The organism is Microbacterium sp. 22242 (assembly GCF_052045495.1).
In the GTDB taxonomy this organism is placed as follows: Bacteria; Actinomycetota; Actinomycetes; order Actinomycetales; family Microbacteriaceae; genus Microbacterium.
In genome coordinates this window covers 103,715-128,999 of sequence record NZ_JBQEOZ010000008.1, presented here as the reverse complement: position 1 = coordinate 128,999, position 25,285 = coordinate 103,715, and the positions used below count along the sequence as shown (strand labels likewise).

Sequence of the window (25,285 nt, the reverse complement as noted above, 5' to 3'; positions counted from 1 at the left end):
GCCGAACGAGAGGTGCATCTTTGTCCTTCCCCCCGCGGTACACGATCGAACCCCAGACCCGTCGCCCGCGGCGACGAGCCGAGGAGAGCCGACGCCAGATCGTCGATGCTGCGGTGGATCAGATCGCCGATGCGGGCTTCCACGGCATGTCGATCGCGGAGGTGGCCGCAGCGAGCGGGATCTCACAGTCCGGGCTGCTGCACCACTTCCCCTCCAAGGCTGCTCTGCTGGCCGCGGTGCTCGAACGCCACGAGCACGACGACAACGAGTTCCTGTTCGGAGACGGCAGCACGCCATTGGGCTGGGCCGCGTTCGACGCGCTCGTCTCGCTCGCCGCGCGCAACTCGACGCGACCGGAATGGGTCGCCGTGTTCGTGCGGGTCTCGGCCGAGGCGACCGAGGCGGATCACCCCGCGCACGACTGGCTGAAACGGCACTACTCGAGCACCTCGTCGTGGCTCGTGGAGGCCATCGAAGACGGCGTCCGGTTGGGATCCATGCACCCGGACATGCCGGCTCGACTGGTGTCCGGCAACACGATCGGCCTTCTCGACGGCATCCAGCAGCAATGGCTCGTGAACCCGAAGGGGATCGACATGGTGGCGCACGTGCGCGAGCACGTGCACCTGCTGAAGAGCCGCTGGGCGCTGCCCGCCTCCGCCTGACCCGTCGTCTCCGCCTCGTCGCAGCCGCAGGAACAACGACCTCGGCATGCCGAGGACAAGGATCCGTGATTTCCGCCCGCCTACGAGAAGACGATCTGGAGCACGGTCAGCGCGGCGACGGCGAGGACCAGGATCGCGAAGGATCTCTGCAGCACGCGGTTGCTGACCCGGCGCGCAAGACGTGCGGTCAGGAACGCCGCGGCCATCGACGGGATGACGAACGTGAGCGCGACGCCCCAGCCGACGGTCGACGTGCCCGCATGCGCCGCGATCCCAGCGAGCGAGTTGACGACCGCGATGACGAGGGACGTCCCGATCGCGCGATTCATCGGCATCCCGAGCGCGAAGACGAGCGCCGGAACGGTGATGAATCCGCCGCCGATACCGAGAAGGCCGGTCAGAAAGCCGACGAGGAGACCGACGGCGAGTGCGCGCACGATCCAGCGCGAGGGGCGGACATCGACGTCCTCAGCAGTTCCGCGCCCGCGCAGCATCTGGACACCGGAGGCCACCATCAGGAGGGCGAAGGCGAGCATCGTCGCATCGTCCGGAAGCAGACGTCCGATGGCTGTTCCGGCGAAAGCCGCCGGAACGCCCGTCGCCAGGACGACGAGCGCGACCCTTCCGTCGACTCCGCCGCGCAAGCGCGGCACCAGGGCCGCCACCGGGCCGATCGCCCCCATCACGAGGGACGTGGACACCGCCGCCTCCACAGGGATACCGACGAGATAGACGAGCGCCGGGACCGCGAGGATCCCACCGCCGGCGCCGAGAAGACCGGTCAGAGCGCCGATGCCCAGGCCCAGCATGATGAGGCTGAGGAACATGTACGGCTCCATCCATCGATGCCTTCGCCGAGCGCGAAAGCCGACGCCGGCGATCCTCACTCTAACATACCGACCGACCACACGGTCTGTATGGGGAGGACCGAGCCACGCAGAACCCGGGTCGGGCGGGCAGCATCGGCGCCGTCACGGGGCGCGAGAGGCGGAGGCTCAGTCGCCGACGCCGGGCACCTCCGGTGATCCGCCGTCCGTCTGCGAGGCGACGAACTCCGCGAGAAGATCGCGCAGATCAGTGCGCTGCCCGGCCGTGAGCCCGGCGAACAGCGGGGTCGCCGCAGCACCCGCCAGGGCCCTCGCACGCCCGAGCAGCTCACGGCCCGCCTCCGTCAACTCGACGAGGTTGACCCGCCGATCCTCGGGCGAGACCCGACGGCGGCACAGGCCGCGATCCTGCAGCTCGTCGATCGTGCGCACCATGGTCGACTTGTCGCTCCCCGCGCGATCCGTGAGCCTGCGCTGGCTCACCGGGCCCTCCGCCGCGAGCGACATCATCGCGCCGAAATGGCGCCCCTGCAGGCCGAGCGGCTCCAAGGCGTCGTTGACGGTGACTGCGGCGATCCGGTGCGCCCGTCGCAGCAGCGCGCCGATCTCGAACTCCACCCGTTCACCCCTGCTCACCCTTGCAATCCTATCTCGAACAAGATAGTTGTAGATGAGACGATCTCAAAAGAGAGGAGATGTCGTGGCGACGAATGCGCACCAGGGCGACGCGTACACGAGGGATGCCCGAGCGTCCGAGCGCACCTGGACGCGGTGGCCGTTCCGCCTGGCGAGCACGGTCGCGGCAGTGCTCCTCGGCGACCAGGCGGTCTTCGCGGGACAGTTCCTGGCCGGCTCCTACCCCGCCCTGCTCACGCATCGCGAGAACGCGACGTATGCCGGCATCGCGGTGCTGGTCGCCCTGGCCGCGGCCGTGCTGATCCGCTGGCCTGGACGCGGTCCGTGGTGGCCGGCGGCCGCGACGCTCGGCCTGTTCGGTCTCATCGCGCTGCAGATCGTGCTCGGCTTCGCGCGCGCGGTCGCCCTCCACGTGCCGCTCGGCGTTGGCATCATCGTGCTCGCCGTCGGCCTGACGCTGTGGTCATGGCGGAACCCGCCCCGACCAGGATCCGGCGCCGAGACGGGTGCTGCGGGCGCGTCCCGCTCGGGCTCTGCGCCCCGTCACGACGTCGCTCAGGACCCGCGATGATCGAGCTCACCCGTCGCCGCCTGCTCGGGCTCGCGGCCGGCCTCGGCGCCGCCGCGGGGGTGGGCGTCCCGCTCTTCACCGGCGTGGCCGGATCATCCTCGACCGGCGTGCTGCTGGCCAGCGAACGCGCGCGTCCGCGGCCGTTCACGAGTCCGTTCGCGGTGCCGCCGGTGCTGGCCCCGACGCGCCAGGACGACGAGACCGACTACTACGAGCTGGTGCAGCGGCCGGGACGCGCCCGGATCCTGCCGGACGTCGACACCCCGATCTGGGGCTACAACGGGATCTTCCCGGGTCCGACGATCCACGCGAGACAAGGGCGCTCGGTCGTCGTACGCCACCGCAACGAGCTCGGCGTGCCCGTGGTCGTGCACCTGCACGGCGCGCAGACCCCGCCCGAGAGCGACGGGTACCCGACCGACCTGATCATCCCGCCCGGCTGGCGGATGCCTGCGCCCTCCCCTGCGATGCCCGAGGACGCGAGGGCCAGAGTGGTCACCGGCGAGCGGCTGTACTCCTACCCGATGGATCAGCGCGCCGCCACCCTGTGGTACCACGACCACCGGATGGGCTTCACCGGCGCGAGCGTGTGGCGGGGTCTCGCCGGCTTCCTCCTGATCCACGACGACGAGGAGGAGACGCTTCCGCTTCCCCGCGGATCCCGGGACCTGCCGATCATGATCGCGGACCGCTCGTTCGCCGCCGACGGGTCCCTCCGCTATCCCAGCCTGGATCCGGCGCTGATCGACATGCCTGGCGTCGAGGACGCCTACACCGCCGGCGTGCTCGGCGACGTGATCCTGGTGAACGGCCGGGCGTGGCCCCGCGCCGACATCGATGCGGCCCGCTACCGGCTTCGACTGCTGAACGCCTCCAACGCGCGGCGGTACCGGCTCGCGCTCGATCCCCCGCCGCCCGGCGGCGGGGGCCTGGTCCAGATCGGCTCAGACGGAGGCCTGCTCCACCGCCCGATCGCCCATGACGCGATCGAGATCGCCCCGGCGGAGCGTTTCGACGTGGTCGTCGACTTCAGCCGCTACCGCCCCGGCCAGCGTGTGATCCTGCGCGACGAGTTCGAGATCGGGCCGACGTCGGCCGTCATGCGCTTCGACGTCGGGGATCCGGCGCCCGACGACAGCCGGATCCCGGAGACGCTCTCGCCGATCCGGTCGCTCAGCGCAGCCGACGCCTCCGTCCAGCGCAGCTTCTTGTTCCGCAACCTGGGCGGGCAGATGGGGTGGCAGATCAACGGCCGCCCGTTCGACCCCGGACATGCCGACGCCACCGTGGCGCTGGGCAGCACCGAGGTCTGGCGACTCGTCACGGACTTCCACCATCCGATCCATCTGCATCTGGCGCAGTTCCAGGTGCTGTCCCGCGGGCTCTCCGGACCCGGCCCTTACGACCACGGCTGGAAGGACGTGATCGACCTCCGCCCCGCCGAGGAGGCCACGATCGCCGCCCGCTTCACCGGCTACCGGGGCCGATACGTCTTCCACTGCCACAACCTGGAGCACGAGGACATGGCGATGATGGGCAATCTCCTGGTGACGTAGGACGTGTCGCGGAGCCGCAACGTCGTCGAGCGCCGCGTCAACCGCCTCGAGCAGTGGCGCGGTGTCGCGAAGCGCTCTGGCGACACGGCCTAAGCTCGGGGCGTGACCGACCGTGCCGTGCCGAATCTTCCATCACGCGACCTCGCCGCGACGGCCGCCTTCTACGGTGGCTTCGGGTTCCGGGAACTGCACCGCGACGACGACTGGCTGGTGCTGCGTCGTGCAGATCTCCAGCTCGAGTTCTTCCGCAAGGAGGACCATGAGCCGCGCGGCCACGACTTCGGCTGCTGTCTTCGCGTCGCCGATCTGCCGGGCCTCTACGACGCGGTCCGCGCCGCCGGGGTGCCACAGGAACGATACGGGCTGCCGAGCGTCCGCCCGATCGAGACCGCGCCCTGGGGCCAGCAGATGTCCACGCTGCTCGACCCTGACGGCAACCTTCTGCGCATGATCGCGGACGACGACTCACGCGGACTGCCGACGCCCGACCGAGACGACCACCGTTAGCGGCACGGCCTGAGACGGCTCGATCCGGTTCCGCCTTTCGATGAGCTCAGGGACCGCGCCGGTTGCTGAGGCTGTCGAAGCGCGGCGCCGGCGAATCTGCTCAGCTGATCCTCTTCCGGTAGACCGCGATCGCGAAGCCGTAGGCGACCACGAGGATCCCGACCATCCAGGCGAGGGCGATCCAGATGCTGGATCCCACCGGCTGCCCGGCGAACAGGGCACGGATCGTGTTCACGATCGACGTCACGGGCTGGTACTCCGCGAACCAGGCGACCGGGCCCGGCATCGACGAGGTGGGCACGAACGCCGAGCTGATGAACGGCAGGAAGATGAGCGGGTAGCTGAATGCGCTCGCGCCGTCCACCGTCTTCGCGCTCAGACCCGCGATCACGGCGAGCCAGGTCAGGGACAGGGTGAACAGCACGAGGATCCCGGCCACGGCGAGCCAGGCTCCGACCGAGGCTCCCGTGCGGAATCCCATCGCGAACGCGACACCGACGACGATCGCCACCGACACGAGGTTCGCGACGAGCGACGTGAGCACGTGCGCCCACAGCACGCTCGAGCGGGCGATCGGCATGGACTGGAACCGCTCGAAGATCCCGCCCTGCAGATCCAGGAACAGCCGGTACGAGGTGTACGCGATGCCGGACGCGATCGTGATGAGCAGGATGCCCGGCAGCATGTAGTCGATGTAGGACTGGTCGGATCCGGTGCGGATCGCGCCGCCGAGCACGTAGACGAAGAGCAGCAGGAGCGCGATCGGGGTCACCGCGGTGGTGATGATCGTGTCGGGACTGCGCAGGATGTGCGTGAGCGAGCGGCGGGTGAGCGTGCCGGTGTCGCGCAGGATGTGACTGGTCATTTCATGGCCTCCTTCGTGGCGCCGGTGCCTTCGACGGGCTCAGGGGTGGTGGACGGGCCGACCAGGGCGAGGAAGACCTCCTCGAGGCTGGGCTGCTTCTCGACGTATTCGACGGTCGCCTGCGGCAGCAGCCGCTTGAGCTCGGCGAGCGTGCCGTTCTGGATGATGGCGCCCTCGTGCAGGATCGCGATCCGGTCGGCGAGGTGCTCCGCCTCGTCGAGGTACTGCGTGGTGAGCAGCACGGTGGTGCCGTTGTTCGCCAGCTCCTTGACGGTGTCCCAGACCTCGATGCGCGCCTGGGGGTCGAGGCCGGTGGTGGGCTCGTCGAGGAAGATCACCGGTGGATCCCCGATCAGGCTCATCGCGATGTCGAGCCGACGACGCATGCCGCCCGAGTAGGTGCCGGCGCGGCGCCCTCCGGCGTCGGTGAGCGAGAACCGGGCGAGCAGGTCGTCCGCGATCGCGCCGGAATCCTTCAGGTGACGCAGCGACGCGACGAGCACGAGGTTCTCCCGACCGGTGAGCACCTCGTCGACCGCCGCGAACTGGCCGGTGAGGCTGATCGCCTCGCGCACGTCGTCCGGTGCGGCGGCGACGTCGAAGCCCTGCACGGTGGCGGATCCGCCGTCGGCCTTGAGCAGGGTCGACAGGATCCGTACGAGCGTGGTCTTGCCGGCGCCGTTCGAGCCGAGCAGGGCGAAGATGCTGCCCCGCGCGACCTCGAAGTCGACGCCGCGGAGGACCTGCAGGTCCTTGAAGGCCTTGGTGATACCGCCCACGCGGATCGCGGGCGCAGTGACGGTGCTCATGATCGGTTCTCCTTCCCGGCGGCGTCGTCGATCGCCCGCGTGAACCGGGTGCGCTCCTTGTCGATCCACTCGCGCCCGGCGTACGCCTTGGCGAAGGTCTCGGCGAAGTCGACCGGGTCGTCGCCGACGATGTCGCGCACCGGGGTGCCGTCGACGGCGGCGCGCTCCCAGAGGTCGGCCATGTCGGCGTACATCCGGACCATGGTGTCGCCGTCGGTGATGCCGCCGGCGTACATCAGGTAGCGATGCATCGCCAGGGCAGCCTCCGCGTAGGGGGCCGGAAGGGCCTCGATGCGGGCCTTGTCCTGCTTGTACTGCTTCTTCTGCTCGAGGGACCCGGTGAGGGCTTCGATCCACTTGGCGGCCATGTCAGGCTCCTTCATTCGCGTCGGTCGTGCTGCTGTCGGTGTGGCGGAGCTGTTCGATGTGCTCTGCGAGGAAGCTCCAGGTCCTCCAGAAGTCGGTGAGCTGATCCCGTCCCCGCGCGTTGAGCGAGTACACCTTGCGCGGAGGACCCTTCTCGGACGGAACCTTCTCGACGTCCACGAGGCCGCGCTGCTCGATGCGCACGAGCAGCGCGTAGACGGTTCCCTCCGCGAGGTCGGAGAACCCTCCCTCCCGCAGGCGCGTGGTGATCTCGTATCCGTACGCCGATCGCTCGGCCAGGATCGCCAGGACGATGCCCTCGAGAGTGCCCTTGAGCATCTCGGTCATCTGACTCGCCATCGCGATCGCCTCCTCATCTACTCAGTGACGTTGACTACTGGTAGAAAGTAACACTGAGTACCGGTACATAGCAACACTGAATACCGATCCATCGCCGCCGTGTCCCAGACACCCGGAACGCCCCCGGATCCGAGGATCCGGGGGCGTTCTGCGACAGTCTCAGGCGGACAGCAGGCGTCAGCGCTTCCCGGCGATCTGCCGAGACACGATGTCGCGCATGATCTCGTTCGTGCCGCCGTAGATGCGGTGGACGCGGGCATCGAGGAACGCGCGCGCGATCGGGTATTCGGTGATGTAGCCGTAGCCGCCGTGCAGTTGCACACCGGCGTCGAGCACCTCCCACTCGCGCTCGGTCGCCCAGAACTTGACCTTCGCCGCCTCCTCCGCGGACAACTTGCTGTCCTTGTAGGCCAGCAGCGCGCGGTCGATGTACGCCCAGAGCGCGTCGACCGTGGCCGCCATGTCGGCGATCGTGAAGCGGGTGTTCTGGAAGTCGATGATCCGCTGGCCGAACGCCTCGCGATCCTTCGTGTAGGCGACGGTCCAGTCGAAGGCCGCCTGCGCCGCGGCCGCGCCGGCGACGCCGATCGACAAGCGCTCCAGCGGCAGGTTCATCATGAGCTGGACGAAGCCCTGGCCCTCGGTGCCGCCGATGAGGTTCTCCTCGGGGACGAAGACGTCCGTGAAGCTGAGCTCGGCGGTGTCGTGACCCTGGAAGCCCATCTTGTGCAGCTTCTTGCCGTGGTCGAAGCCGTCCATGCCGTTCTCGATGAGCACGAGACTGAACGCGTCGGGGCGGTTGCCCTCCCCTGTCTTCACGAACGTGACGACCAGGTCGGCGGTCTTGCCCGAGGAGATGAACGTCTTCGCACCGTTGACGAGATAGCCGCCGTCGACCTTCTTGGCCGTGGTCTTGATGCCGCGCAGGTCGGATCCCGCGCCCGGCTCCGACATCGCGAGCGCGCCGATGACCTCGCCCGTGGCCATCCGCGGCAGCCACTTCGCCTTCTGCTCCTGCGTGCCCATGTGCACGAGATAGGGCACCGCGAGGTCATCCTGGATCCCGAAGGCTCCGGCGAGGGACCCGGCGCCGGCCGCGATGATCTCCTCCATCACGACCGTGCGGAACCGGTAGTCCTGGAGCATGCCGGCGCCGCCGAACTCCTCCGGCACGGACAGGCCGATGATCCCGGCCTCGCCCGCGGCGAGCATCGTGGCCCGGTCGATCTCGCCGTCGGCGTTCCACCGCTCGATCGCCTCGTTGGTGACGTAGCGCTTGATGAAATCCCTGACGAGATCCCGGAAGGCCTCGTGGTCCTCGTCGTAGATGTCGCGTTCCATGCGCGCTCCTCCAGATCGTGTGTGCGTCTTCGCACTCGCGATCCTACGCGGAAAGACGGGCCTGACGGCGTCAACTGTGGGAACGCATCCCACGAGACGTGACACCCGGTGTCACGTTTGTGGGATCGGTCCAGCCGGGTCCGTCCGAGCGTTCGGAACGGGTTCAGCCGGGGTACGCGGGGGCCGCGGGAAGACCGAAGAACTGCTCGAGCGTGCTGAATCCGCCGTCGTGGTAGGCGGTCGCGAGCGGCACCCCGATGTAGCGCAGGTGCCACGGCTCGGGGTCGTAGCCGGTGACCGGCGTCTGCCCCGCCACATAGCGGACGATGAATCCGTACTGCCACGAGTTCGCCGCCACCCAGACACCGGCCGGGGAGGCGCCGAACGAGTCGATGTCGCCGCACCCGTCGGCGCAGGAGACCACGTCCGCCGCCATCCCGGTCTGATGCTCGCTGTGCCCGGGGCGGGCGGAGAGGGCGTCGCCCTGCGCCTGGCCGTAGGTGGCGATCTGGCCGGAGTACGTCTGCACCTGGGTGTCGTAGGACCGATAGCCGCTGCCGAGACCGACCGGGCCGACGCCGGCGGCGTCGGCGGCCGCGGAGAGCCGGTCGAGCGCCTGCGCCACGTCGCTGCGCACGGGACCGGCGGTGTCGTCGACGACGAGCGCGGGCTCGGCCAGGGACGCGGGCGCGAAGTTCAGCGGGTTCAGCGGCCTGGCCTTGTTCACCACGAGCCAGTCGCGCCTCGGGTCTCCGAGGTCGATGCAGGGCGCGTTTCCGGCGGCCACGGCCGCACGGAACGGCACGCCGCCGCCGAACGCCGAGATCACCGCGTCGTCCCCGCCGGACGCGAGCGCCGTCTGCACGGCGGGCTGCGCGCACGGGTTCGCCGCGACCACGCCGCTCAGCCGCACCTGCGGGAGGCTCTTGGCCGACGGCGGCATCACGATTCCGGACGTCGCGCTCTCGGCCGCGGCGGATGCCCCCCGGGGACCGGCCGAGGCCGAGCCGTCCGCGAGCGCCCAGAGCGCGCCGATCAGCGCGACGGCCAGGCCGACCGTCACGAAGAGTCGGAACACCACGCGCTGATCCATGCCGCGAGCGCGCGTCGGGTGCCTCGGGTATCCCACGGATCCATTCTCGCCGCCGCACCTGGGCGTCCGCGACATTCGAATATCTCACCGATTCCATCTTGACCTTCCATCGTCATTATGTTCGAATAACGATATGAGGTGGCAGGGACAGAGGATCGACGAGACCGACGCCGAGGCGCTGCCCGGCATGGAGAACCGGACCGGCTTCCTGCGGACCGTGACGACACCGGAGTTCGCCGGCATGACGTTCCACGAGGTGCTCGCGAAGTCGGCGCTGAACCACGTCCCCGGGCCGTCCAAGATGCCGTTCTCCTGGACCATCAACCCGTACCGCGGCTGCAGCCACGCGTGCGTCTATTGCGTCTCGCCCGACACGATGATTCTGTGCGCCGACGGCCGTCAACGACCGCTGCGAGACCTCGAGGTCGGAGACGAGATCTATGGAACCGAGAAGCGCGGGGCGTACCGCCGCTATGTCTGCACTCGGATCCAAGCGAAGTGGTCCACCCGGAAGCCGGCTTATCGGATCGCCCTGGCCGACGGGACATCCCTGGTCGCCAGCGGAGACCACCGTTTCCTCACCGATCGCGGCTGGAGACACGTGACGGGTGGGAACGAGGGACAGAGGCCGCACCTGACGACGAACAACCGGCTGATGGGGTTAGGAGCGGGTGCCATTTCGGCGATGGAACTCAACCTCGAGGGAACCGCTGTGAAGACCGTCGCGGATCTTCGCGTTCGGTCCATCGACGCGCTGGATGGCGAGAGGGAGCTTCTCGACATCACAACCGGGACCGGCGACTTCATCGCGAACGGCGTCATCAGCCACAACTGCTTCGCCCGGGGCACGCACACCTACCTGGATCTGGACGCGGGGCGCGATTTCGACTCACAGATCGTGGTCAAGGTGAACGTCGTCGAGACGCTGGAGAAGGAGTTGCGGCGCGGATCCTGGAAGCACGAGACCGTCGCGCTCGGCACCAACACGGATCCGTATCAGCGCGCGGAGGGGCGGTACCGGCTGATGCCGGGGATCGTCGGCGCGCTCGCGGAGTCCGGCACGCCGTTCTCGGTGCTCACCAAAGGGACGCTGATCCGCCGCGACATCCCGCTGCTGGTGGAGGCGGCCAACCGGGTGCCCGTGGACGTCCAGCTGTCGATCGCGATGTTCGACGAGACGCTGCGGGAGGCGATCGAGCCCGGCGCCCCGAGCACGCAGGCCCGGCTCGACACGGTGCGTGCGCTCAGTGACGCCGGCTTCCGAGTCGGCGTGTTCCTGATGCCGATCCTGCCCCACCTGACGGATTCGGTGGGGGCGATCGACAGCGCGCTGCGACGGATCAAGGAGGCCGGTGCGGATCACGTCGTCTACGGTGCGCTGCACCTGCGGGCGGGGGTGAAGCCGTGGTTCCTGCAGTGGCTGTCCCAGCACCGTCCCGATCTGCTCTCGTCATACCGCGAGCTCTATCCGGGTTCCGCCGTCGAGGCGCCGACGGACTACCGGAAGTGGCTCGGTCGACGGGTCAAGCCGCTGATCCGCATGCACGGTCTGGAGGCGCGTCAGGCCGACGACAGCCCGCCGCGACGGCGGTCCTTCTCGGAACCGGAGCCCGCGAACCCGCAGCCGCTGTGGCTGTTCCAGCAACCGGCCCAGGAGACCCCTTCGCCCTCGCGGATCGGATCGCCGAGGGCGCCCGCGCCGGCGCCGACGCTCTTCTGATGCCCACGATCCAGCCTGCCGGCGTCTCGGCCTGATGCACAGAAACGCGGCCTCCGGAGAGACCGCGTTTCTGTGCGTCAGCCGAGGCCGAACGGACTCGACGTCGTGAAGGAGCGTACGACGCGGCTCAGTACCAGTTCGTGGCCTGCGAGTGACCCCACGCCGAGCACGGGGTGCCGTAGACGCTGGAGATGTAGCCGAGGCCCCACTTGATCTGGGTGGTGGCGTTCGTCTCCCAGTCGTCGGCGATCGACGCCATCTTGTCGCCGGGGAGCGCCTGCGGGATGCCGGTGGCGCCGGACGGGTTGTAGGCCTGGTAGTTCCAGCCGGACTCCTTGTTCCACAGCGAGTCCAAGCACTGGAACTGGTCATCGCCCCAGCCGTACTGGCTGGCCATGATCTGCTGCGCGGCGGCGCGGGCGCCGTCGGGGGTGTTCGCCGCGGCCTGCGCCTCGGCAGCGGCCTGAGCGGCAGCCTGGGCTGCGGCGGCCTGCGCGGCGGCGGCAGCGGCAGCGGCGTCCGCGGCCTTCTTCTGCGCGATGGCGTTGTTCAGGTTGGTGCGCACCTCGGCGACCTGCGACTCCACCTTCTCGGAGTAGTCGGCCACGGCCACGGCGAGAGCGGTGTGCGCGGCGCCCTTGTCCGAGGCGACGTCGGAGAGCACATCGTGCGCCGAGTGCAGTCCGGTCGCGTCCACGACCTTCCTGACCTGGCCGAGGTCGAGGCCGGAGGCCTTCACATCGGCGTTCACGGCCGCGGCGTCGGTCAGCGCGGTGGTGGCGGTGTCGAGGGCGGCGCGCACCTGCGCCCGCTGGTTGTAGGCGGTGACGTCGTCGATCTGGGCCTGCGCGGGAGCCGCGGCGGCGACGGACGGCGCGACGACAGCGGCGCCTCCCACGACGATGACGCCGAGAAGGGCTGCGGCGCCGACCAGAGTGATGGTCTTGCTGCGGGAAGAGCGGAAGAACGGGTTTCTTGACATGACGAGTAACGATCCTTGGAGTCTTCGCACCGCTCGGGTAGCGGCAGGTCCGCCCTCGGGTCGGGCGTACAAGGTAACGATCCTGCATCACTGAGTCTGGGAGACCTCCGAGTATCCGACGGATACGGCAGAATTTTCTACCCGATTCTCAGGTTCGGCCTCAGCGGCCTCTCACCATAGAGTCCCGGTCTGCGCATAGAGCCCGGGTCTGCACCGCGGGCCGGTGTCCGTGGTCCTCCGTATCGTGGCCGGATGGTGACACTGCGCCCGTGGCACGACGATGACCGGCCTCTGCTGGACCGGTTCAATTCGCCCGAGATGACCGCGCATCTCGTCGGCCCCGAGACCGAGGAGGAGCTCGAGAAGCGCCATCGGCGCTATCTCCGCACGGACCTCCCCGGCCGAATGCTCGTCATCTGCGCGGACGGCGTAGCGGTCGGGTCGATCGGCTACTGGGAGAACGACGAGGACGCGGACGCGGTGGTCTGGGAGACCGGATGGAGCGTCCTCCCGGAGTTCCAAGGGCGGGGATATGCCGGCAGCGCACTCGAGGCGCTGATCGAGATCGTGCGCGCGGACGGCCGGCATGCCGAGATCCACGCCTACCCGGCCGTCGACAACGCCCCGTCGAACGCGCTCTGCCGTCGCGCCGGCTTCTCGCTGCGCCGCACGAGGCCGTTCGCGTTCCGCGGCACGGAGATCCTCAGCAACGACTGGGCCCTCGCGCTCTGACCGGACGCGGCGGGCGCTCCGGCTCGGCGGATCGCGCCGCGGACGGCGAAGGGCCGGAGGACGACAGGATCTGTCACAGGATCCCGCGCCCTCCGGCCCTTCGGCCTGTCCGGGAGTGCTCGCCCGTCGGCGAGCCCCGGCTCAGGAGGTGAGGTCGGCCGCGGTCGGCACGCGACCGGCGATCTCCTCGAGGATGTCGTCGCCGAGGCGTGCCTCCTCGAAGGGGGCGTCGATCTCGGCACGGTTCAGCAGCTCCGTCATGCGGCGCCCGCGGGGGCGGGTGATCAGCGTGACCACGCGGCCCGCGTTGCCCGCGCGACCGGTGCGGCCGGAGCGGTGCAGGTACGTCTTGTACTCGTCCGGGGCGTCGGCCTGCACGACCAGGTCGATGTCGTCGACGTGGATGCCGCGCGCGGCGACGTCGGTCGCGACGAGCACGTTCACCCGGCCCGAGGTCAGCTTCTGCAGGTTGCGCGTGCGCTTCGCCTGGTTCAGGTCGCCGTGCAGCGAGACCGCGGGGATCCCTGCGTCCTCGAACGCCTCGGCGAGCTGCTCCGCGTAGGCGCGGGTGCGCGAGAACACAAGGGTGCGCCCGTCGCGGTCCACGAGCGAGGTGAGGATCTCGGCCTTGTCGCGGTGCTCGATCACGAGCACACGGTGCTCGATCGTGCCAGAATCCTGCGTCTCGCCGGCGACCTCGAAGACGGCCGGGTCGACCAGGAACTCGTCGACGAGCGCGGCGACCTCGCGGTCGAGCGTCGCGGAGAACAGCAGCTTCTGGCTGCCCTCGCCGGTCGCCCGGAGGATCCGCTGCACCGGCTCGACGAACCCGAGCTCGCACATGTGGTCGGCCTCGTCGAGCACGGCGATCCGCACGTCGGAGAGGTCGAGCTTGCCCTGGTTGATCAGGTCTTCGATGCGGCCGGGCGTGCCGATCACGATGTCGACGCCCTTCTTCAGCGCGCCGACCTGGCGCGCCTGCGGGACGCCGCCGTAGATCTGGGTGGTGAACAGGCCGACGCTGCGCGCGATCGGCTGGATCGTGCGGTCGATCTGCAGCGCGAGTTCGCGGGTCGGTGCGAGGACGATCGCGCGGGGAGTGCGACCGAACTCGCGCTTCTTGCCCTTCTGCGAGGTCAGGATGCTCTCCACGAGCGGAGCGCCGAACGCGATGGTCTTGCCGGATCCGGTGCGGCCGCGGGCGAGCACGTCGCGGCCCTCGAGGACCGCGGGGATCGACGCGGCCTGGATCGGGAAGGGTCGCTCCGCGCCCATGCGGGTCAGGATCTCGACGATGTTGGATCCGAGGCCGAGGTCGCCGAACGTCACATCAGCGACCTCCGCCGCCTCGACGGTCTGCGCCACGAGGCGCTCGTGCACGACGTCCTCGATCGGCTCATGCTTGGGTGCACGATCCGCGGTGCGGTTCCAGTCGCTGCGGTTCGGTCCGTCGGAGCGACGGGGGCGGTCGGTGCGCGCATCGCGGTCGAACCGCGGACGCTCCGTGCGGGCGTCCCGGTCGAACCGCGGACGCTCGGTCCGGGCGTCCCGGTCGAACCGCGGACGCTCAGTCCGGTCATCACGACGCGGACGATCATCCCGATCGAACCGCGGACGCTCGGTCCGGGCGTCCCGGTCGAACTGCGGGCGCTCCGTGCGGTCATCACGACGCGGACGGTCGGTGCGGTCATCACGACGCGGACGGTCGTCCCGATCGAAACGCGGACGGTCCGTGCGCGCGTCACGGTCGAACCGCGGACGCTCAGTGCGCGCGTCACGGTCGAACCGCGGACGCTCAGTGCGCGCGTCACGGTCGAACCGCGGGCGGTCGTCCCGGCGATGCGGGGCGTCCACGCGGCCCGATTCGGCGCGGTTGCGGATGGAGCGGGCCTCGTCACGGCCCGCGCGCTCCTGCGCCGACCAGCGCTGCTTGGGTCCACCGGCAGCGGACTCGGGGCGGAAGCCGCGATGGTTCGGCGAGCGGCTGCCCGGGCGGGTGTCCACCCGGCGGTCGTCACGGACCGGCCGCGCGTCGCGGTCGTCACGGGAGGGCCGCGCGTCGCGGTCGTACCGCGTGCCGCGGTCGGCGCCCGCATACCGGCTCGCCGCCGCCGGGCGGTCGGTGCGCGCGAAGCGGTCCGTGCGCTCGCCGCCGGTGCGGCCGGAGTCGCCGTCGCGGGCCGGGCGGCCCTGATTGTGCCGGTCGTGGAACGACGTCTTCTTGGCGTAGCGCGGCTCGAAGTTGGCCGAGGGACGTCCGCCCTTGGGCTTGTGGTTCTTGGGCATGGGTGTGTCCTTGTCTGGTTCTCGCACGAGAACAGCGCCCGTCGCCCTCGTGGGGCGCGGACATACCCGGGCAGTCTTCGGCCGGGGGCCATTCATGTGATGGATAAGCGCCCGGCGATCGATCCGCCGGCTCACCATCGGCCCCTGGGCTCACACGTTCGCACACATCCGCGCTCGACGGGGATCCCGTGGAGCTGCGGTTGCCCGAAGCCGACCTTCCCATGCTACCGCAGCCGCCTGGGAACCGGCCCCGGCCGGATCCCGCCTCCGCCGGCACCGCCGCCGCTCTACGATGGCGGCATGAGCACTCCGACCGGCGTCCAGATCCACCTCGCCTCCGGAGGCGTCCGCGCGCAGCTCTCCCAGGTCGGAGCGTCCCTGCGGCACCTCGTCGTCGACGGCACGACGGTCGTCCCGCCCTACCCCGAGGATCAACCGGCGCCCGCCTGCGCCGGCGTGGTGCTCGTGCCGTGGCCGAACCGGGTCCGCGACGGCATCTGGATCGACGGCGACGAGACCCGCGCCCTGGCGATCACGGAGCCGAAGCTGCACAACGCCAGCCACGGCCTGCTCCGCTACACGGCGTACGAGATCGCGGATCAGGCCGACGACACGGTGCTGCTGCGTGCGGACGTGGTGCCGCAGACGGGCTACCCCTACCTGCTCGAGACCTCCGTGCGCTACACGCTCGGCGCCGAGGGGATCACGACCGAGCACACGATCGTCAACCGCGCCTCCTCCGCCGCCCCGGTCGCGATCGGCGCGCACCCCTACGTCACGATCGGCGGCACGGATCCGCGCGAGCTGCGGCTGCGGATCCCCGCCGAGACGTACTTCGAGACCGACGACCGGATGCTGCCGGTGGGAGAGTCGCCGGTGTCCGAAGGCACGGACCTGCGCGCTCCGCGCCGCCTCGCCGACCTGCAGCTCGACACCGGCTTCGCGAACCTGCATCGCGATGACGACGGCCTGGTGCGCAGCACGCTCACCGCCCCGGACGGCCGCGTCGCGACACTCTGGCAGGGCGAGGGCATGGACTACCTCCAGGCCTACACGAACACCCGTTTCCCCGGGCAGGACCTCGTCGTCGCCCTCGAGCCGATGACCGCGCCCGCCGAGGCGTTCAACTCCGGCCGCGGCCTGCGCCGCCTGGAGCCGGGCGAGCGCTGGACTGTGCAGTGGGGCATCACGCTCAGCGCCTGACGCATTGATCCGCACAGCGGAGACCTCGATCCGAGCCGCCCGCTGGGATATCCTGCTCCTGGCAAGTCTTTCCGCTATGCGGATGCATGCCTCCAGAGCGCGAAAGGTTCCGCCATGGCCGCCAAGGCACCCACCACCGTGAAGTCGGTGACGCGCGTCTTCGATCTGCTCGAGCTCATCGCGGGAGCCGGGGGCTACCTGACCATCAGCCAGATCTCGCCGATGGCCGGCCTCCCGCTCACGACCACGCACCGGCTGCTGCAGACGCTGATCGAGTGCGGCTACCTGCGCCAGCTGTCCGATCGCAGCTACGCCCTGGGTCCGCGCCTCGTCCGCCTCGGCGAGATCGCGAACCGGCAATTCGGCGCGATCGCGATGCCCCAGCTGAAGTCGCTGGTGAGCACGCTCGGCGAGACGGCCAATCTGGCGACCCTCGACGACGACCGGGTGGTCTACGTCTCGCAGGCGCCCTCGCCGCACGCCATGCGCATGTTCACCGAGGTCGGCGGCCGCGCGCACCTGCACTCCACCGGCGTGGGCAAGGCGATCCTGGCGCAACTCTCGGACGACCAGGTGCGCGCGATCGCCGCACGCACCGGGCTGCCCTCCTCGACGCCGAAGTCGATCGTCTCGATCGACGCGCTGCTCGAGGATCTGGCGCTCACGCGCGAGCGCGGGTACGCGATCGACGACGGGGAGCACGAGGTCGGAGTGCGCTGCTACGCCACGCTCGTCCCGAGGATGCCTGCGCTGACGGCCATCTCGGTGTCGGTCCCGATGGCGCGGGTGGACGAAGGTTTCGCGGATCGCGCGATTCCCGTCATGCAGGGGATCGCCGAGGAGATCTCGACGGCCGCCAACGCGCACTGACATACGCGGCTGGTTTCCGCTGTGCGGTTGCCGAAGCCCGCAAAGCGAAAAAGTCCTTGCGGACGGCACCGCCCCGCGATACCCTGGGATCCAGGCCTAGGCGGGTTACGACTGTGAACCATCTACCGGGCAACCACGGCGATGTCGCCGGGGATCAGACCCGGGTTCCGACCCGCTCGCGACCTCTGCGCATCGCCTCTCACAGGCGCCTTTCCGAAGGCGCCTCGACCGGGAGGTGCTCATGTTCGATCCGCAGACCGCTGCCGCCGGCGGTCGCGTCCCGGGCGCGTCGCGCCCCGGGTTCCTGCGCCCGTTCCCGGCCTCCCGCTCCGCGGCCCGTTCCACGGCCGCCGCAATCCCCGCGTACCCCTTGTCCTGACATCGCCCACGCGGCACGATCGCCTTAGGACGACGATCGGGTGTGTCGCCGGCTCCGAGGAGACTCCCATGACAGACATCGCCGTCACCGTCAACGGCCAGCGCCGTGACCTCGCGGGAACGCCCGCGCACGCCACCGCCCTCGACTGGCTCCGCGACACCGGTCTCTCCGGCAGCAAAGAGGGCTGCGCGGAGGGCGAGTGCGGCGCCTGCGCGATGCTGCTGGCGACGCCGACCACGGATGGCGGCACCGCCTGGACCCCGGTCAACGCGTGCCTGGTGCCGGTGTACGCGCTGGACGGCCAGGAGGTCGTGACCGCCGAGGGCCTCGGCTCCGTCGACGACCTGCATCCGGTGCAGGCGAAGCTCGCCGAGGCCGGCGGGTCGCAGTGCGGCTACTGCACCCCCGGCTTCGCCTGCAGCATGGCCGGCGAGTACTACCGGGCCGACCGCGCGCCGGCCGCGGAGGCTCTCGAAGACTCGGGCGCGACGACCGGCGCGGCGACCGATTCCTGCCCGGTCCACGACCCGGAGCATGGCCCGAACGGCTTCGACCTGCACGCGCTGAGCGGCAACCTCTGCCGCTGCACCGGCTACCGGCCCATCCGCGACGCCGCCTACACGCTGGGCTCCCCCGAGGCCGGCGACCCGCTGCAGCAGCGGCTCGGGCAGCCCGCGCCCGCCCCCGTCGCGACCGACGCCGAGGTCGGCGGGGCACGGTTCGTCCGCCCGTCGACGCTGGACGAGGCCCTGCGGATCCTGCACGACGAGAAGGACGCGCTGCTCGTCGCCGGATCCACCGACTGGGGCGTCGAGGTGAACATCCGCGGTCGCCGCGCGCCGCTCGTCGTCGCGATCGAGCAGCTGCCGGAGCTGCGCACCCTGACGATCGCCGAAGACCTCGACTCCGGCGCGGGGGGCTGCGTCGAGATCGGCGCCGCGCTGCCCCTGAGCGAGGTGGAGAAGCGCCTGGACGGGCGGATCCCCCTGCTCGCGCAGCTGCTCCCGCAGTTCGCCTCTCGCCTGATCCGCAACCGCGCCACCATCGGCGGCAACCTCGGCACCGGTTCGCCGATCGGCGACACCCCGCCGGCCCTGCTCGCCCTGCGGGCGAGCGTCGTTCTCGCGTCGGTCGACGGCGAACGCGAGGTCGAGCTGGCGGAGTACTTCACCGGCTACCGGCAGACCGTCAAGCGTCCCGACGAGCTGATCAAGGCGATCCGGATCCCGCTGCCGCTCGCGACCACCACCGCCTTCCACAAGATCGCCAAACGCCGCTTCGACGACATCTCCAGCGTCGCCGTCGCGTTCGCGCTCGACATCGACGCGGGCGTGGTGACCGGCGCGACCATCGGCCTCGGCGGCGTCGCCGCCACCCCGCTGCGCGCCCGCGCGACCGAGGAGGCGCTCGTCGGCAAGCCGTGGAACATCGCCACGGTGAAGGCGGCCGCCGAGATCCTGCGCGGCGAGGGCACCCCGATGTCCGACCACCGCGCGAGCAGCGAGTACCGCTCGCTCATGCTCAACACCGCGCTGCTCAAGCTCTACAGCCAGACCACTCTTGAGTCGAAGGAGGTGTCGGCATGAGCACTCTCGCCGACCGCCCGGAGAACCCCGTCGTCGGCCTGAGGGCCGCGCACGAGAGCGCCGCCCTGCACGTCACGGGTGCGGCGATGTACACCGACGACATCGCGGAGCAGACCGCGGGCGTGCTGACCGCGTGGCCCGTGCAGTCCACGAACGCGCATGCGAAGGTCACGATCGACGTGTCCGGCGCCTACGAGGTGCCCGGCGTCGTCCGGGTGCTGACCGCCGAGGACGTGCCCGGCCTGAACGACGCCGGCATCCGCAACGACGAGCCGCTGTTCCCGAGCGAGGCCATGTTCTACGGCCACGCCCTGGTCTGGGTGCTCGGCGAGACGCAGGAGGCCGCACGCCTCGGCGCCGAGCGCGTGACGGTCGAGTACGAGCCGCTGCCCGCTTTGATCACGGTGCAGGACGCGCTGGAGGCGCAGTCCTTCCAGGGCACCCCGCGCACGGTCGAGCGCGGGGACGCCGCGGCCGGCCTCGCCGCATCCGCGCACGTCTTCGAAGGCGTCACCGAGTTCGGCGGCCAGGAGCACTTCTACCTCGAGACGCACGCCTCGTTCGCGCTCCGCGACTCGGAGGGCCAGTACTTCATCCAGTGCTCGACGCAGCACCCCACGGAGACGCAGGATCTCGTCTCGCATGTGCTCGGGATCCCCGCGAACGAGGTGACAGTGCAGTGCCTGCGCATGGGCGGCGGCTTCGGCGGCAAGGAGATGCAGCCGCACGGTTTCGCGGCGATCGCGGCCCTCGGCGCCAAGCTCACCGGTCGCCCGGTGCGGCTGCGCCTGAACCGCACCCAGGACATCACGATGACCGGCAAGCGGCACCCCTTCCACATCGCGTGGAAGGTCGGCTTCGACGACGGCGGGCTGCTGCAGGCGCTGGACGCGACGCTGACCTGCGACGGCGGCTGGTCGATCGACCTGTCCGAGCCGGTGCTCGGCCGGGCGCTCTGCCACCTGGACAACTCGTACTGGATCCCGAACGTGCACGCCTACGGGCAGATCACGAAGACGAACAAGCAGTCGAACACCGCGTACCGCGGCTTCGGCGGCCCGCAGGGCGTGTTCCTCATCGAGGACATCCTGGGCCGGGTGGCACCGCAGCTCGGGATCGACCCGCTCGACCTGCGCCGGCGCAACTTCTACCAGCCCGGCCAGACCACGCCCTACGGCCAGCTCGTAAAGGACGCCGACCGGCTGGAGACGATCTGGGGCCAGCTCAGCGACGAGGCAGAGGTGGCCGCACGTCGCGAGGAGATCCGCGCGTTCAACGCCGCCAGCCCGCACACCAAGCGCGCCCTGTCGATGACGCCGATCAAGTTCGGCATCTCGTTCAACTTCGCGGCGTTCAACCAGGCCGGCGCCCTCGTGCACGTCTACAAGGACGGCTCGATCCTCGTCAACCACGGCGGCACCGAGATGGGCCAGGGCCTGCACACGAAGATGCTGCAGGTCGCCGCGACCGCGCTCGGCGTGGAACTGCGCCAGGTGCGCCTTGCGCCGACCCGCACCGACAAGGTGCCGAACACGTCCGCCACCGCCGCGTCCTCGGGCGCCGACCTCAACGGCGGCGCGGTCAAGAACGCGTGCGAGCAGATCCGCGACCGGCTCGCGAAGGTGGCCGCCCGGCTGCTCGGCGTCGACGAGCGCGACGTGCGCTTCGGCGGCGGCTACGCGACCGCGCTGGGAGCACCGGTGAACCGCGTCTCCTGGGGCGAGGTCGTCAAGGCCGCGTACTTCCAGCGCGTGCAGCTGTTCGCAGCGGGCTACTACCGCACCGAGGGACTGCACTGGAACCCGGAGATCATGCAGGGTTCCCCGTTCAAGTACTTCGCGTACGGCGCCGCGGCCACCGAGGTCGAGGTGGACGAGTTCACCGGCGCCTACCGGGTGCGCCGGGTGGACATCGTGCACGACGTGGGCGACTCGCTCTCGCCGATGCTCGACATCGGCCAGATCGAGGGCGCGTACGTGCAGGGCATGGGCTGGCTGACCCTGGAGGAGCTGCGCTGGGACGAGTCGGACGGTCCGCACCGCGGCCGCCTGCAGACCCAGTCCGCCTCGACGTACAAGCTGCCGAGCTTCTCCGAGATGCCCGAGGAGTTCCACGTGCGCCTGTTCGAGAACGCCCGCGAGGAGGGCGCCGTCTACGGATCCAAGGCCGTGGGCGAGCCGCCGTTCATGCTCGCGTTCAGCGCCCGTGAGGCGATCCGCGATGCGGTCGCGGCGTTCGGTCCGGCGGGGCACTCCGTCGAGCTGGCCTCCCCCGCGACGCCCGAGGCCGTGTTCTGGGCCGTCCGCGCGGCGCAGGAGGCGACTGCCCCCGCTCCGGCTATGGCCGGAGCGAGCGCGCACGCGCTGGCGGCGGTCACCGCGGACTGATCGCCGGTCCCTGAGCCCGTCGAAGGGACCCCGCACTCACCGCACACCGGTCCCTGAGCCTGTCGAAGGGACCCCGCACTCACCGCACACCGGTCCCTGAGCCCGTCGAAGGGACCTCGCACTCACCGCACACCGGTCCCTGAGCCCGTCGAAGGGACCTCGCACTCACCGCACCGCCATCGAGGAGCGACATGGACTGGCTGGACGCGCTGCAGGATCTGCGGTCGCGGCGGATCCCCGCCGTGATCGTGACCCTGGCGACCGTGCGCGGCCACGCACCGCGCAACGGCGGCGCGAAGATGGTGGTCGCCCCCGGCGCGGTGCACGGCACGGTCGGCGGCGGCAACCTCGAGCAGACCGCGATCGAGCACGCCCGCCGGATGCTGGCCGACGGATCCGCTGAGCCCGAGCTGCTGGCGCTCACGCTCAGCGACAAGGCCGTCACCGAATACGGCGTGCAATGCTGCGGAGGAGAGGTCACGATGCTGCTGGAGCCGATCCGGGTCACCCCGGCCGTCGCCGTGTTCGGGCTCGGCCACGTCGGGCTCGAGCTCGCGCGCATCCTCGCCCGGCACGAGCTGGAGCTGACGCTCGTCGACTCGCGCGCCGAGATGCTGGACCCGGCACGCATCGGCGTCCCCGGCGAGAGCGGCCCGCTCGGCGACGCCCTCGCCCGCGTGCGGGTCGTGCACGCGCCGGCGCCGGAGACCGCGCTCGCCGAGCTCAGCCCCGGGGCGCACGTGCTGGTCATGACGCACGACCACGTCGAGGACCTCGCGATCGTCGATCAGGCGCTGCGCACCGCGGGGATCGGATCCATCGGCCTGATCGGATCCGCCTCGAAGTGGGCGCGGTTCCGGAAGAAGCTGCACGAGCTCGGCCAGACCGACGCCGACCTCGCCCGCGTGACGACGCCGATCGGCATCCCCGAGGTCAGCGGCAAGCAGCCCGCCGTGATCGCGGTGAGCGTCGCGGCGCGGATCCTGCAGCTCATCGACCAGGCTGCCGTCAGCGGATAGCGGCCACGCGACACACACCTGGCGACCCGGCGCAAGGGCCGGCGCGTCATCGAACTGATGAATCGGTTACCGACTTCATAGGTCCTTGCTGGACGCCGGGCATTCGGCCTACGTCCAGGAATAGCGTTCTCTGTGCCCGATCGCCACAGGATTCCTCTGTGGACGTGCCCGCAATGAAGGGGGCCCAAGATGTCCGATACCGCTGAATCAACTTCGACTGCCGCACAACTCACCACCCTGCGCCGCACTGTCGGGTTCTGGGGCCTCAGCTTCGTCTCGCTCGGATCCATCATCGGGTCCGGCTGGCTGCTGGGGGCGCTCACCGCGGCGTCGATCGCCGGCGGCGGCGGCTCGCTCATCTCCTGGGTCCTCTCGGCGGTGATGCTGATGGTGCTCGCGCTGATCCACGCCGATCTCGGCGCCGCCTACCCGGTGGCGGGCGGAACGTCCCGTTATCCGTTCTACGCGTTCGGCGGGTTCGCGGGCTTCAGCGCGGGCTGGACCACCTATCTGCAGGCGGTCGCCATCGCCCCACTCGAGGTCGAGGCGTCGCTCAGCTACGTCAATTCCATCGGCGACGTGAGCAAGACCTTCCCACTGATCAACCAGGACGGCACTCTGACGCTCAACGGCATCATCATCGGCGTGCTGGCGATGGCGCTGTTCGCGTTCATCAACCTCGGCGGAGCCCGACTGCTCTCCGACAGCAACACCGGCATCGTGCTGTGGAAGATCTTCGTACCCGTGCTCACGATCGTCGTCCTGCTGCTCCTGGACTTCCACCCGGGCAACTTCACCGCCCACGGAGGATTCATGCCGTTCGGCTGGCACGGCGTCTTCGCCGCCCTCCCCGCCGGTGTGGTCTTCGCACTGCAGGGCTTCGAGCAGGCCACGCAGATGGCCGGCGAGTCGGTCAACCCGCGGAAGCACGTCGCGAAGGCCATCATCCTCGCGATGATCATCGGGTCCCTCGTCTACATCGGGCTCGAGATCGCGTTCGTCGGTGCCCTCGACCCGGCGAAGCTGCTCGCGAACGGATGGGCGAACCCGATCGGCAAGGGCGACTACGGCCCGTATTACACGCTGGCGATCTCTCTCGGCGTGGGCTGGCTGGCGGTGATCCTCATCCTCGATGCGATCATCTCCCCCGGTGGCACGGGCCTGATCTACGTCGGCACCACAGCGCGCATCTCCTATGCGCTCGGTCTGCCGAAGGCGCTGACCACCGTGAACAAGCGCGGGGTTCCCGTCTGGTCGATCCTCGTCGCGACGGTGTTCGGCGTGCTCTTCCTGCTGCCGGCGCCGAGCTGGCAGACGCTCGTGAACGCCATCACCGGCGCCACCGCGATCATGTACGGATTCGCGCCGATCGCTCTCGGCACGCTGTACAGGAAGGATACGACCCGCGACCATCCGTACCGAATGCCCGTCCCCGCGGTGCTCCTGCCGGTCGGGTTCATCTTCGCCAACCTGATCGTCTACTGGGGCGGATTCCACGTCACCTGGATGCTGGCGGTCGGCCTGCTGTTCGGCCAGGTCATCTACATCATCGCGAACGTCGTCAAGAACCCGGTCGCCGCGCAGCCCCGCTGGTCGTCGGCGCTCTGGATCTGGGTGTGGATGGCCGGCAACGTGCTGATCGCCTGGCTCGGCAACTACGGCGGCGGGCTGGGTGTGCTGGGCAACGGCCTCGATGCACTGGTGGTCGCCGTGTTCTCGCTCGCCCTGTACTACTGGGTCACCCGCACCGGCCAGGAGGAGTCCACGATCCGGCAGTCGTTCAAGGAAGACCTCATCCAGGGCCAGGGCGCCGAGCTGGAGCCGCCCGTCGGCATCGCGTGACGCCGCTTGGGGGACGCGGGGTCACTGGGCCCGCGCCTCGTGGATCGCGGAGTCCCATGTGGCGCCGTTCAGCTCGAGGTAGAGGCGTCGTTCGGTGATCGAGACGGTCATCGCGTTGCGACGCTCGAGCTTCGCCGCGGCCGCGTCGATGAAACCGGGATCGAAGGAGTACAGCACGACGTCCGAGCCGCGGTGGATCCGCTTGCCCTCCCAGAGGGCGGCCACCTTCGCGGGGTCCCGATGCGTGTAGACGACGGTGCGGGCGGACTGCATGCTGCCGGTGTGCAGTCGCGCGGCGTCCGGGGCTCCCACCTCGATCCACGCGGTCAGCCGGCCGGTGAGGTCGCGCACGACGACGGCGGGCTCCTCGGTGGACGAGACCGTGCCGCCGAAGGCGATCCCCTCCTCGAACTCGAGGCAGTAGGCCAGCACGCGCGTCAGCATGTACGCGTCGGTCTCGGACGGGTGCCGGGCCACGCGGAGGGTGATGCCCTCGTAGACGCTGCGGTCCACATCCGCCAGCTGCACTTCGAACGTGTGGATCGTCGCTCCGATGGCCATAGCCCTCGACCCTAGCCCCTGGCGTCACCCGAGAGCCGCGGCGCGACGCCTGATCCGCTGTCCGCCGCCACCAGTCCGAGGCGCCGCGAAGCCCCGGACCCGCGCGAAGCGGATCCGGGGCG

General features: G+C 70.0%; 23 protein-coding genes. 12 read left to right on the top strand and 11 right to left on the bottom strand.

The genetic code is table 11. From position 1 onward, the window contains the following. Positions 1-20 precede the first annotated feature (20 nt). Positions 21-665, top strand: coding sequence for a TetR/AcrR family transcriptional regulator (locus ACTJJZ_RS10875; RefSeq protein WP_440721202.1), 645 nt, complete (start codon positions 21-23; stop codon positions 663-665). An 80-nt stretch (positions 666-745) separates the two neighbouring features. Here the strand turns inward: ACTJJZ_RS10875 and ACTJJZ_RS10870 are convergent, their stop codons facing one another. Both ACTJJZ_RS10870 and ACTJJZ_RS10865 read right to left on the bottom strand, forming a co-directional pair. Further along, the gene (locus ACTJJZ_RS10870; RefSeq protein ID WP_440721201.1) at positions 746-1,504 is read right to left on the bottom strand and encodes a sulfite exporter TauE/SafE family protein; all 759 of its coding nucleotides are present in this window, start codon (positions 1,502-1,504) and stop codon (positions 746-748) included. Between the two features lie 156 nt (positions 1,505-1,660). Beyond that, positions 1,661-2,128 (bottom strand): MarR family winged helix-turn-helix transcriptional regulator, encoded by a 468-nt coding sequence (locus ACTJJZ_RS10865; protein ID WP_440721200.1) that lies wholly within the window; start codon positions 2,126-2,128, stop codon positions 1,661-1,663. Positions 2,129-2,192: 64 nt separating this feature from the next. Between ACTJJZ_RS10865 and ACTJJZ_RS10860 the strand changes: the two genes are divergently transcribed. From ACTJJZ_RS10860 to ACTJJZ_RS10850, 3 genes are all read left to right on the top strand, one after another. Continuing rightward, positions 2,193-2,699 carry a hypothetical protein gene (locus tag ACTJJZ_RS10860; protein ID WP_440721199.1) on the top strand — a complete coding sequence of 169 codons (507 nt, stop codon included), beginning with the start codon at positions 2,193-2,195 and terminating at the stop codon, positions 2,697-2,699. Continuing rightward, positions 2,696-4,255, top strand: a complete 1,560-nt coding sequence (locus tag ACTJJZ_RS10855) for a multicopper oxidase family protein (protein ID WP_440721198.1) — start codon at positions 2,696-2,698, stop codon at positions 4,253-4,255. Before ACTJJZ_RS10860 ends, ACTJJZ_RS10855 begins: the two co-directional genes overlap by 4 nt. A 102-nt stretch (positions 4,256-4,357) precedes the next feature. Then, positions 4,358-4,762 (top strand): VOC family protein, encoded by a 405-nt coding sequence (locus ACTJJZ_RS10850; protein ID WP_440721197.1) that lies wholly within the window; start codon positions 4,358-4,360, stop codon positions 4,760-4,762. A gap of 100 nt (positions 4,763-4,862) precedes the next feature. Here ACTJJZ_RS10850 and ACTJJZ_RS10845 read toward each other — a convergent pair whose 3' ends face one another. The 6 genes from ACTJJZ_RS10845 to ACTJJZ_RS10820 form a co-directional block, all read right to left on the bottom strand. Further along, complete coding sequence (locus ACTJJZ_RS10845; protein WP_440721196.1) at positions 4,863-5,627, bottom strand: ABC transporter permease; 765 nt, start codon at positions 5,625-5,627, stop codon at positions 4,863-4,865. After that, the gene (locus ACTJJZ_RS10840) at positions 5,624-6,436 is read right to left on the bottom strand and encodes an ABC transporter ATP-binding protein (RefSeq protein ID WP_440721195.1); all 813 of its coding nucleotides are present in this window, start codon (positions 6,434-6,436) and stop codon (positions 5,624-5,626) included. The genes ACTJJZ_RS10845 and ACTJJZ_RS10840 overlap by 4 nt, the downstream gene beginning before the upstream one ends. Then, on the bottom strand, positions 6,433-6,804 hold the full coding sequence (locus tag ACTJJZ_RS10835) for a DUF1048 domain-containing protein (RefSeq protein WP_440721194.1): 372 nt from the start codon (positions 6,802-6,804) through the stop codon (positions 6,433-6,435). The genes ACTJJZ_RS10840 and ACTJJZ_RS10835 overlap by 4 nt, the downstream gene beginning before the upstream one ends. Before the next feature lies 1 nt (position 6,805). Next, positions 6,806-7,162, bottom strand: coding sequence for a PadR family transcriptional regulator (locus ACTJJZ_RS10830; RefSeq protein ID WP_440721193.1), 357 nt, complete (start codon positions 7,160-7,162; stop codon positions 6,806-6,808). A 177-nt stretch (positions 7,163-7,339) separates the two neighbouring features. Then, the gene (locus tag ACTJJZ_RS10825; RefSeq protein WP_440721192.1) at positions 7,340-8,503 is read right to left on the bottom strand and encodes an acyl-CoA dehydrogenase family protein; all 1,164 of its coding nucleotides are present in this window, start codon (positions 8,501-8,503) and stop codon (positions 7,340-7,342) included. A gap of 163 nt (positions 8,504-8,666) precedes the next feature. Next, a complete protein-coding gene (locus ACTJJZ_RS10820; RefSeq protein ID WP_440721191.1) occupies positions 8,667-9,584 on the bottom strand; it encodes a M15 family metallopeptidase in 918 nt (305 codons plus the stop codon). A gap of 145 nt (positions 9,585-9,729) precedes the next feature. Here ACTJJZ_RS10820 and ACTJJZ_RS10815 point away from each other — a divergent pair, with 145 nt between their 5' ends. Next, entirely contained in the window at positions 9,730-11,316 is a 1,587-nt protein-coding gene (locus ACTJJZ_RS10815; protein ID WP_440721190.1) for an Rv2578c family radical SAM protein, read from the top strand. A 127-nt stretch (positions 11,317-11,443) separates the two neighbouring features. On the opposite strand, the gene ACTJJZ_RS10810 is transcribed toward ACTJJZ_RS10815, so the two are convergent. Further along, complete coding sequence (locus ACTJJZ_RS10810; RefSeq protein WP_440721189.1) at positions 11,444-12,298, bottom strand: phospholipase; 855 nt, start codon at positions 12,296-12,298, stop codon at positions 11,444-11,446. A gap of 252 nt (positions 12,299-12,550) precedes the next feature. On the opposite strand from ACTJJZ_RS10810, the gene ACTJJZ_RS10805 reads away from it, so the two are divergent. Continuing rightward, positions 12,551-13,030: a GNAT family N-acetyltransferase gene (locus ACTJJZ_RS10805; RefSeq protein ID WP_440721188.1), complete on the top strand. Its 480-nt coding sequence runs from the start codon at positions 12,551-12,553 to the stop codon at positions 13,028-13,030. Positions 13,031-13,171: 141 nt separating this feature from the next. Here ACTJJZ_RS10805 and ACTJJZ_RS10800 read toward each other — a convergent pair whose 3' ends face one another. Next, complete coding sequence (locus tag ACTJJZ_RS10800) at positions 13,172-15,316, bottom strand: DEAD/DEAH box helicase (protein ID WP_440721187.1); 2,145 nt, start codon at positions 15,314-15,316, stop codon at positions 13,172-13,174. 300 nt (positions 15,317-15,616) lie between these two features. Between ACTJJZ_RS10800 and ACTJJZ_RS10795 the strand changes: the two genes are divergently transcribed. From ACTJJZ_RS10795 to ACTJJZ_RS10770, 6 genes are all read left to right on the top strand, one after another. Further along, positions 15,617-16,519 carry an aldose 1-epimerase family protein gene (locus tag ACTJJZ_RS10795; protein ID WP_440721186.1) on the top strand — a complete coding sequence of 301 codons (903 nt, stop codon included), beginning with the start codon at positions 15,617-15,619 and terminating at the stop codon, positions 16,517-16,519. A 114-nt stretch (positions 16,520-16,633) separates the two neighbouring features. Next, positions 16,634-17,389 carry an IclR family transcriptional regulator gene (locus tag ACTJJZ_RS10790; protein WP_440721185.1) on the top strand — a complete coding sequence of 252 codons (756 nt, stop codon included), beginning with the start codon at positions 16,634-16,636 and terminating at the stop codon, positions 17,387-17,389. A gap of 447 nt (positions 17,390-17,836) precedes the next feature. Beyond that, positions 17,837-19,354: a xanthine dehydrogenase small subunit gene (locus ACTJJZ_RS10785; RefSeq protein WP_440721184.1), complete on the top strand. Its 1,518-nt coding sequence runs from the start codon at positions 17,837-17,839 to the stop codon at positions 19,352-19,354. Further along, on the top strand, positions 19,351-21,741 hold the full coding sequence (gene xdhB / locus ACTJJZ_RS10780) for a xanthine dehydrogenase molybdopterin binding subunit (protein ID WP_440721183.1): 2,391 nt from the start codon (positions 19,351-19,353) through the stop codon (positions 21,739-21,741). Before ACTJJZ_RS10785 ends, xdhB begins: the two co-directional genes overlap by 4 nt. A 191-nt stretch (positions 21,742-21,932) precedes the next feature. Further along, the gene (xdhC, locus tag ACTJJZ_RS10775; RefSeq protein WP_440721182.1) at positions 21,933-22,760 is read left to right on the top strand and encodes a xanthine dehydrogenase accessory protein XdhC; all 828 of its coding nucleotides are present in this window, start codon (positions 21,933-21,935) and stop codon (positions 22,758-22,760) included. 189 nt (positions 22,761-22,949) lie between these two features. Then, positions 22,950-24,602, top strand: a complete 1,653-nt coding sequence (locus ACTJJZ_RS10770; RefSeq protein WP_440721181.1) for an APC family permease — start codon at positions 22,950-22,952, stop codon at positions 24,600-24,602. 21 nt (positions 24,603-24,623) lie between these two features. Here the strand turns inward: ACTJJZ_RS10770 and ACTJJZ_RS10765 are convergent, their stop codons facing one another. Next, positions 24,624-25,163, bottom strand: a complete 540-nt coding sequence (locus ACTJJZ_RS10765) for a YaeQ family protein (RefSeq protein WP_440721180.1) — start codon at positions 25,161-25,163, stop codon at positions 24,624-24,626. Positions 25,164-25,285: the final 122 nt, after the last annotated feature.